This window comes from Streptomyces kronopolitis (genome assembly GCF_014646275.1).
In the GTDB taxonomy this organism is placed as follows: domain Bacteria; phylum Actinomycetota; class Actinomycetes; order Streptomycetales; family Streptomycetaceae; genus Streptomyces; species Streptomyces kronopolitis.
The window spans coordinates 1-6,532 of sequence record NZ_BMND01000080.1; the positions used below are offsets into that span (position 1 = coordinate 1).

7 protein-coding genes are annotated in these 6,532 nt (G+C 74.9%); 6 read left to right on the forward strand and 1 reads right to left on the reverse strand.

What is annotated here, in order from left to right:
* Positions 1-911 (reverse strand): serine/threonine-protein kinase (locus IEY78_RS33475; protein WP_189104770.1); only part of this gene is annotated, 911 nt, incomplete at its 3' end.
* A gap of 121 nt (positions 912-1,032) precedes the next feature.
* On the opposite strand from IEY78_RS33475, the gene kilB reads away from it, so the two are divergent.
* The 6 genes from kilB to IEY78_RS33505 all read left to right on the forward strand — a co-directional run bounded on the left by kilB (position 1,033) and on the right by IEY78_RS33505 (position 6,479).
* A complete protein-coding gene (gene kilB / locus IEY78_RS33480; protein ID WP_229700337.1) occupies positions 1,033-1,491 on the forward strand; it encodes a plasmid transfer protein KilB in 459 nt (152 codons plus the stop codon).
* A 131-nt stretch (positions 1,492-1,622) separates the two neighbouring features.
* Entirely contained in the window at positions 1,623-2,669 is a 1,047-nt protein-coding gene (locus IEY78_RS33485) for a hypothetical protein (RefSeq protein WP_189104772.1), read from the forward strand.
* Between the two features lie 191 nt (positions 2,670-2,860).
* Positions 2,861-3,604, forward strand: a complete 744-nt coding sequence (locus IEY78_RS33490) for a DUF4232 domain-containing protein (RefSeq protein WP_189104773.1) — start codon at positions 2,861-2,863, stop codon at positions 3,602-3,604.
* A 204-nt stretch (positions 3,605-3,808) separates the two neighbouring features.
* Positions 3,809-5,026, forward strand: a complete 1,218-nt coding sequence (locus tag IEY78_RS33495) for a helix-turn-helix domain-containing protein (RefSeq protein WP_189104774.1) — start codon at positions 3,809-3,811, stop codon at positions 5,024-5,026.
* 152 nt (positions 5,027-5,178) lie between these two features.
* Entirely contained in the window at positions 5,179-5,484 is a 306-nt protein-coding gene (locus IEY78_RS33500; RefSeq protein ID WP_189104775.1) for a hypothetical protein, read from the forward strand.
* A 332-nt stretch (positions 5,485-5,816) separates the two neighbouring features.
* Positions 5,817-6,479: a response regulator gene (locus IEY78_RS33505; RefSeq protein ID WP_189104776.1), complete on the forward strand. Its 663-nt coding sequence runs from the start codon at positions 5,817-5,819 to the stop codon at positions 6,477-6,479.
* The last annotated feature ends 53 nt before the right edge of the window (positions 6,480-6,532 follow it).

Here is a 6,532-nt window from a genome sequence, read left to right on the forward strand (position 1 = left end):
GGTCCGCCCGAGCCCGCCACGGCCTCGGCGGCGCGGCCCACGCCCCGGCCGCGCCCTGGCTCGCCCGCACCGCGCTCGGGGGCCCGGCCGGACCGCAGATAGCCGCGCAGCATCCGCTCCGTCTCGGCCAGGCCCAGCCGGCGCCGCGGATCGCGCTCCAGCAGGCCGTCGACGACGGCCCGTAACGGGCGGGCGGCCTCGGGGAGTTGGATCTCCTCGTGCACGACGGCCCGCAGCACGGCGCCCAGCGAGTCGCGGCGGAAGGGGGAGGCGCCGCTCAGCGCGGCGCACAGCAGCACCCCCAGCGACCAGAGGTCGCCCTCGGGCCCCGTGCCGCCGCCGGCCATCCGCTCCGGCGCGGTGTATTCGGGCGAGCCGACGAAGCCGCCGGCGTCGGTCAGCGTCGTCACGCCGGAGACCTGCGCGACGCCGAAGTCGGTGAGCACGACCCGGCCGGTGCCCCGCTCCATCAGGACGTTGGCGGGCTTGAGGTCGCGGTGCAGCACCCCGCGGGTGTGCGCGGCGCGCAGCGCGCCCAGCAGCGCGACGCCGATCCGGGCCGCCTCGCGGGGCGCGACCGGCCCCCCGCTCCGCAGCCGGCCGGCCAACGACGGCCCCTCGACCAGCTCCATCACGATCCACGGCCGGCCGTCCTGCTCGACGACATCGTGCACCACGATCACACCGGGGTGCCGGATCCGGGCGACGGTCCGCGCCTCGCGCATCGCCCGCGCACGCTGCACCCGCGCCTCGGGCTCGTCCGCACCGAAGTGCAGCTCCTTCACGGCGACCCGGCGGCTCAACAGCTCGTCATGGGCGCGCCAGACGGTCCCCATCCCGCCCCGGCCCAGCCGGACCTCCAGCCGGTAGCGGCCGCCGATCAGTCTGCCCTCGCCACCGACGATCCCCATGGCCCCATCTTGCCGCACCACTTCCCGGCCGGCAGGGGTCGCGCCGCACGGACCGGCCGGGGCGCGCGCACCCTGCCGCCGGCCCGGCACGCTGTGATCCACTGCCCCCATGGAGGCAGTTGTGGCAAGCGTGGTGGCCGTCGTCGGCACCCTGCTGGGTTCCGGGATCACCCATTATTTCCAGAGCCGGGCGACCGACCGCAACGAGCGGTTCGCCCGCGCGGAGCGGCTGCGGCAGGAGCGGATCGACGCGTACTGCGCCTACGCGGGGGCGCTGCTGGACTACCGGCGGATCCTCGTCCACCGCTGGTTCGTGGTCCACGAGGGCGACCGCTGCGCCGAGGACACCCCCGCACTGCGCGAGGAGGTCTACAAGAACCGCTACGCGGCCCAAGAGGCCATGTTCCGGGCGCAGATGGTGACCGAGGACGCGGAGATACTCGACCGCAGCGAGCGGGTCATGGCGGCGGTCACCGAGCTGCACTGGGCACCGGACCGCGAAGCCCTCACCACCCTGCGGACCTCCACCCGCCAGGGCATCCGGGACTACATCGCGGCCACCTCCCGCCATGTGCGCTGATCCCGCGGAACGGGAACCACCCGACACACGGGGTGGAACCTCCACCGGCTCTCCCGCCGTCCTTGACACAGTGAGGCTGTCGTCCGGGAAGGGCCGGTGCGACGCTGCGGGCGGCGGAGCGGGGGTCGGTCATGGTGATGCAGGACGGAGGAACGGTGGACGTCCGTCCGGGCCCCGACCCGGGCCGGGCCGCTCCGGAGCACCGCGACGCCTATCTCCTCACCGGCCTGTGCCTGGCCCTCTACGCGGGCGCGCTGCTCGCCTGGACGGTCTGCGGCATCGCCCAAGGTGACGGCAGCATCTGGGACTTCGCGGAGAGCCTGTTCAACCCCGGTTCCGCCGCCACGCCGCAGCTGCTGGGTCCGTACGAGTGGGCCTTCACCGCCGCGTTCCTGGTGATCGCCGCGCTGGCGCTGGCGCGGCGCCGGCTGGCCCGCTCCGCCGCCCTGCTGTCCGGCTTCCTGCTGCTGGCCGCCTCGCTGCGGGAGGGCGTGGGCCTGTGCCACGCCACCTACCGCCACCAGTACAGCAACGACCCGCTGGGCAGCTGGGCGCTGGCCACCCGCGGCCTGGGGCTGGTGGTGGCGCTGGTGGTGCTGTGCGTGATGTTCCCGGCGAGCGAGCGGTGGCGCGAGTCCCGCAGGGACCGCCGCCTCGCGCCGGCCCCGGAGGCCGGCTGGCACCGCTCGTCGGCGATCTGCGGGGTGCTGTTCCTGCTGATGGGACTGGCCCGGCTGGGCTGGGTGGTGGCCGATCTGACGGCCGCCGAGGCGGACGCGCTGCGCTATCTGCACGGCGCGGTCGACGGTTCGGTGCTGGGCACCCTCGACCTGACGGCGTCCGCCGAGTTCGCCACCCTGGGCTCGGTGCTCGTGCTGCTGGTCCTGGGCGTGCTGGCGGTCCGCGGCCGGCACGAAGTCCGCGGCGCGCTGCTGGTCTTCGCGGCGATGCAGCTGTATCTGACCGTGCGCACGGTGGTGTGGCTGACCGTGACGGACTTCTTCCACCAGTCCTTCGAGACGACCACGGGCGCCCTGTCCGTGGCGACGACGGCGTACGGCCTGGCCGCCATGACCTCGGTCGTCGTCCTGGCCACCGGGCACGGCTTCGGACCGTACGGCGGCCCGCGCACGGAGGGCCTGCGGGCGGCGGCGGTGGGACGCCACGGCGGGCTCTAGGCACCGGCCGCCGACCTCGTCCCAACTGGGCTTCCCTGCCTTCCCTTTCGGCTCTTCTGTGGCCTCTTTTCCCTGCTCAGCGCCGTGTTAGCCGGACGTTAGCGGGGCGGCAGCCCTGCGATAGCGGCCCCGGACAGAGTGGTGGACGTACCGAGGAAACACCGACACCGACTGCCTCCGGGGGACCCGACATGCGCTCCATCACCACCGCCCGCACCGCCCGCCGCCGCACCCTGCGCGTGGCCGCCGCGGCACTGACCGCGGCCGCCGCCCTCAGCCTGACCGCCTGCTCCGGCGCGGACGCCGCCGGCTCGAAGCCCGCCGGCCAGTCCGGCTCGGGCGCGGCCGCCGCGACCTCCGGTGGCGCGGGCAGCGACGCCGCGGCGCCGGGCTCGGACACGCAGGCGGCCCCCGGGGCCAACGCCGACGCCAAGACGGGCGCCATGGCGGGCCCCGCGGGCAAGCAGTCGGGGAGCGCGCCGGCCGCCAACGCCGGCACGTCGGGCTCGGGCCTGGAGCGCTGCCACACCTCCGGGCTGAAGGCGGCGTTCGCCACGGGCGGCGACGCGGCGCCGGACCCGAACGCGAGCGGCTCGACGACCACCAGCATCGTGCTGACCAACAAGGGCAGCCGCGCCTGCAAGATCGGCGGCTTCGCGGGGGTGGACCTCAAGTCCGAGAACGGCGGCGAGCGCTGGTCGCTGACCCGCTCGACGGCCAAGCACGGCTCGATCACCCTGCAGCCCGGCGACAGCACCGACTTCACCATCAATGTGCTGCTGACCAAGGAGGACACGGGCTTCTACCAGCCCGCCTACGCGGACGTCACCCCGCCGAACGAGACCTCGTCGCTCACCATCGCGTGGCCCTGGGGCACCCTCGTCGACCAGCGCGGCGCCACCCACCCGGGCACCTTCGTCAACCCCATCGGCTGACCCGGCCTCGGCGTCGGCGGGGAGGCGTCCCGCCGACGCCGTACGGGAACGCCCGCCGCCCTGGTGTATGCACCGGGGCGGCGGGCGTTCCCGTTCACGGGGGTGTGCGGGGTCGCACCTTCGGGGGGGGCGGCCGCACCCTGCCCCGCTGTGCGCCGGGCACGGGCGTAGCGTGGTCGGTACGTCCTTCTCGCGGGGGTGGCCATGGAGTTGTTCCACGAGGAACCCGGCATCGGTGAGCGCATCGCACGGCTGCGCGCACGCCGGAAGCTGACGCAGGAGGGCCTCGCCGAGCGGGCGGGCCTGAGCGTCGACATCGTCCGCAAGCTCGAACAGGGCGTGCGCCGGACGGCCCGGCTGACCACGCTCAACGCGCTGGCCAGGGCCCTGGATGTGGAGCCGTCGGCGCTCGTCGGGCAGCCCGCCACCTTCGAGGTGCGCAGCGAGGGCGAGCAGCCCTCCGTCCTGGCACTGCGGCAGGCCGTCTCGCCGGTGTCCGACCTGCTGGGCGACGAACCGGATCCCGAGGATCCGCCCGGTGTCGTGGCGCTGCGGGCCTCGCTGCGTTCGACGGAACGCATCCGCCGCGACGGGCGGATGGGCGAAATCGGCGTGCTGCTGCCGCAGTTGATCAGGGACGCCAGGGCGGTGGCCCGGGACACCACGGGGAGCGAGGCCGCCGCGGCGCACTCCGTCCTGGCCGAGGCCTACCAGGTCGCCGCGACGACCCTGACGGCGCTGGGCAAGGAGGACGCCGCCTTCACCGCCCTCGAACGGTCGATGGCGGCGGCGGCCAGAGGGGACGACCCGCATCTGGAGACCGTCGGCTTCTCCAGCCTCGCCTGGGTCCTCACCAAGCAGGGGCGGCTGGCCGACGCCGAGCGCGTCGCGCTGAAGGCCGCCGAGCGCATCGAACCGGGCTTCCGCTCGCCGCCGGTCGAACTGGCCCTGTGGGGCATCCTGCTGCTGCGCGCGGCCACCGCCGCGGTCCGCCTGGAGCGGCGGGAGACGGTGCGTGAGCTGCTCACCATGGCGAGCGCCGCGGCGGCCGGGATCGGCACGGACCGGCTCGACTACGCCACGCCGTTCGGCCCGACCAACGTGGGCGTGGCCAAGGTCAACTTCCTGGTGGAGATGGAGGAGAGCGCGGAGGCCCTGCGCAACGCACGCACCGTCCCCGCCCTGCACACGCTGCCGCCGACGTGGCGTGCGCGCTTCCACGTGGACCGTGCGCTGGCCTTCGCCGATCTGCACCGGGACGACGGCGCGCTGACGGCGCTGCTCACCGCCGAGCGCACCGCCCCGGAGTGGATGCGCTACCACTCCACGTCCCGCCGCCTGGTGGCCGATCTGCGCGGCCGCGAACGGCGGCGCACCTCACCGCTGACGGCGTTGGCCGACCGGCTCGACCTCGACGGGTAGGACAGGGCGTCCCAGCGGCCCCGCAAAGTGGCACAACACGTCCCTGTCCGGGCCGCGGACGCCTGCCTAGCGTGGCAGCGCCGTCCGCAGCGACGGCCCCCCGCGGCTGCGAACGGCCGCCGGGCGGAACCGCCCACGAGGAACAGGTCGACATGGACCACCACATCCCCACCCCCCGCCTCCTCCCCTGGACGGCCCCCGGTGGCAAACCCTGCTACCTGATCAGCGATCACGACGGCGGGCCCGTCGCGGAGCGGGCCGACGAGATCGAGGGGCTGCAACTCGACATGGGCGACGAGCTGCTGGGGCACGCGGCGGCGCTGCTCGGCGATCCGCGGGCGGGGGCGCGGGAGGTGCGCTATCTGGCGGCGCAGCTCACCACCGCGCTCGGGGACGCGTTACGGGTCGCCCGCAGCCGGGGTGCGCGCCTGGGTGCGAAAGATGCCCCCTCTGCGTAACACCGCGGCAAAAGCCCTGGTTGTGCGGGGGAGATCCCCCTCCGAACCGCCCCCGCACAGCCAACGACGGCCGTCGCGTGTGGGGGTCGCGGCGGCCGCCGATGTGAACTGCAACGCGTCCTGGGCTTGTGGCCTCTTCAGTGGTGCAGCATAAGGACCACTCTGCCAACGGGGGCTTCCCCGGGGCATCCTCCCGAGGTCGCGGGCTGACCCCCGCCGCTCGGCGGGGGTACGGGGCCGCCGCGGGGCGGACCCGGGCGGCAGGGGACGGAGTCGCGCAGCGCCGGGCGGTTCCGCGGGCTCGGACGGTGCGGAGGAGAAAGGGGCGGCCGGTGATCCGTGTCGCTGTGGTGGACGACGAGCGGCTGGTCAGATCGGGACTGAGGATGATTCTGGGGACCGCCCCGGACATCGAGATGGTCGCGGACTGCAGTGGCGCCCAGGCCGTCGAGACCGTGCTGGGGTGCGCGGCCGAGGTCGTGCTGCTCGACATCCGGATGCCGGACGTGGACGGGCTGACCGTGCTGCGCCGGCTGCGCGCCGCCCCCGAACCGCCCGCCGTGGCGATGCTGACCACCTTCGACGCCCAGGAGTACCTGACCGCCGCGCTGCGCGAGGGCGCGGCCGGGTTCCTGCTCAAGGACTCCGACCCCGAGCAACTCGTCCGCGCCGTACGGACCCTGGCGGACGGCGGCAGCGTGCTGGATCCGGGCGTGACGCGGGCGGTGATCGGCGGCTATCTGACCGCCGAGGACCAGAACGCGGCGGCCCGGGCGGTGCGCGGGCTGACGCCGCGGGAGTCGGAGGTGCTCGCCCTGCTCGGCGAGGGCCTGGGCAACGCCCAGATAGCCGACCGGATGGGGCTGGCCCCCAGTACGGTCAAGGACCATGTCCGCGCCCTGCTGGGCAAATTGGGCGGCATCAACCGCGTCCAGGCGGCCATCGTCGCCGACCGCGCGGGCCTGGTGAGCGGCGACCCGCGGGGCGCGTGGTGAGCGCCGGCGACGGGCGGGCGCGCCGCCGGGGGCCCGCCGGGGCGGCGGCCGCC

Bases quoted from the DNA above. Each gene is read 5' to 3' on its own strand.
- IEY78_RS33485 (WP_189104772.1), top strand. From the start codon at position 1,623: ATGGTGATGCAGGACGGAGGAACGGTGGACGTCCGTCCGGGCCCCGAC.
- IEY78_RS33490 (WP_189104773.1), top strand. From the start codon at position 2,861: ATGCGCTCCATCACCACCGCCCGCACCGCCCGCCGCCGCACCCTGCGC.
- IEY78_RS33495 (WP_189104774.1), top strand. From the start codon at position 3,809: ATGGAGTTGTTCCACGAGGAACCCGGCATCGGTGAGCGCATCGCACGG.
- IEY78_RS33500 (WP_189104775.1), top strand. From the start codon at position 5,179: ATGGACCACCACATCCCCACCCCCCGCCTCCTCCCCTGGACGGCCCCC.